Source organism: Bradyrhizobium sp. P2_E8 (assembly GCF_056403875.1).
On record NZ_JBFUES010001311.1, the window covers coordinates 1 to 1,720 of the forward strand.

A 1,720-nucleotide genomic window follows, 5' to 3' on the forward strand; every position below is an offset into this window, starting at 1 on the left:
ACCTATGCAAGCMTCGCGCTCGTCATCGTGCTGGGCACGGTCACGCTGCTGACCAATGATCCCCGCTTCATGCTGGCAAAGCCCTCGATCGCGCATTTCGCGATCGGCGCCATCATGCTCAAGCGCGGCTGGATGCTGCGCTACATGCCGCCGATCGTCGCCGAGACCGTTCCGGAATATGTCACCGCTGCGGGCTATGCCTGGGCGGTGCTGATGTTCGTGATCGGCGCCGGCATGATCGCGGTCGCCTCCACAGGCGATCTGAAGCTGTGGGCGTTCTACATCACGGTGGTCGCGGGCGGCGCCAAGATCCTCGCCTTTGCCGTGCAGTATGTCGTTCTGCGGCTCATCGTCACCAGCCGCCGGCGCGCCGCCGCCCGCGCCTAAATCCCTCCAATGCAGCGTTAGGCAGGCGCGCCGAGTTGGGTTATAGGCTCGCTCAGGACTGGCCGCGGATCGTCGCGGCCCGCCGGGATTTGTTCGGGAGACGGGAATGGCCGTAGACGGCAACTGGAATCTGACCATGACGACGCCGATGGGCGAGCGCAACGCGACGCTGAGCCTGAAGGCCGCCGACGGCGCGCTCACGGGCACGCAAGGCGCGGAAGGAAATACCGCCGAGATCTTCGACGGCACCGTCAGCGGCGACGCCGTCAACTGGAAAGTCTCGATCACCAATCCGATGCYGTTGACGCTCGAGTTCATCGGAACGGTGTCCGGCGACAGCATGAGCGGCGAGATGGGCATCGGCCCGATGGGCAGTTTTCCGTTCACGGGCGTGCGGGCGTAAGGCCGCGTTGCGAACCGTGCGCGTGCTCCGTCTCATCGCGGCATCGATCCTGTGCATCGCGACACAAGCGCGCGCGGATGACACCGAACCGGCGTGGCGCGCAAGCGCGCTCGCCATGGTGCCGGCGGGCTATATCGCCGGCACGGCCTACCGGACCGAAGGATCGACCGGCTATCTCGCCGTTTATCCGGCGACGTCGCATGATCCGAAGACACCCGCAAGCGTGTTCGCCGCGCGCCAGGCGCTCGTGGTCACGCTGACGCCGGATGCGACGCGCGCCGTCTCAGCCGAGCTGAAGCCGCGCACCGGGCCGGATCCTGACAACGACGACACTGATTTCGCAAAGCTGCACGCCGATCTCGCCGGCAAGCGCGCAACGCTGCCCGACGGCACCGAACCCTGCGATCTCGGCGCCTGGTCGATCGACAAGGATCCGAGCGGTCTCAACGTGCGCGCCGAGCCGTCAGTGAAGGCACGCGTGCTCGGCACGCTGCCGCCGCCCTACCGTCTGAAGCTTGGCGGCGCCGAGAACACGCCCGAGGGCGGCTGGCTCACCGAATTCCGCATCATCGGTTTCAAGGACGGCTGGTTTCTGATCGAAGGCGCCAAGCCGCCGGGCAAGGACTACGAGGACGACAAGAAATATCCGCGCAGCGCGCCAAAGCCCTATGCCGGACGCGGCTGGGTCGCCTCCAACAAGGTCGGCGCGTCCTATTCCAACGGCGCGACGCGCATGGGCGGCCTGTTTCAGGCCCCCTTCGTCGATTCCAAATGGATGCCGGCGCAGCGCGAGCTCGGCGGCCCGATCGACACAGACGGCGGCCCGAAGCGAATCTTTGCCTGCAGCGGCCTCTGGGGCCTCGTCGAGAGCCAGGACGGCGTCCGCGGCTGGTGGCGCGCGCTCTGCTCCAACCAGGTCACGAATTGCAG

3 protein-coding genes are annotated in these 1,720 nt (G+C 66.8%); all 3 read left to right on the top strand.

The window, feature by feature from the left end; genetic code table 11:
• Positions 1-387: intracellular septation protein (locus AC1D00_RS39900; RefSeq protein WP_477014479.1), on the top strand; the 387-nt coding region annotated here is incomplete at its 5' end.
• A gap of 106 nt (positions 388-493) precedes the next feature.
• Positions 494-790 carry a hypothetical protein gene (locus AC1D00_RS39905; protein WP_477014480.1) on the top strand — a complete coding sequence of 99 codons (297 nt, stop codon included), beginning with the start codon at positions 494-496 and terminating at the stop codon, positions 788-790.
• A 16-nt stretch (positions 791-806) separates the two neighbouring features.
• Positions 807-1,720, top strand: a 914-nt coding sequence (locus tag AC1D00_RS39910) for an SH3 domain-containing protein (RefSeq protein WP_477014481.1), incomplete at its 3' end; no start/stop codon positions are given.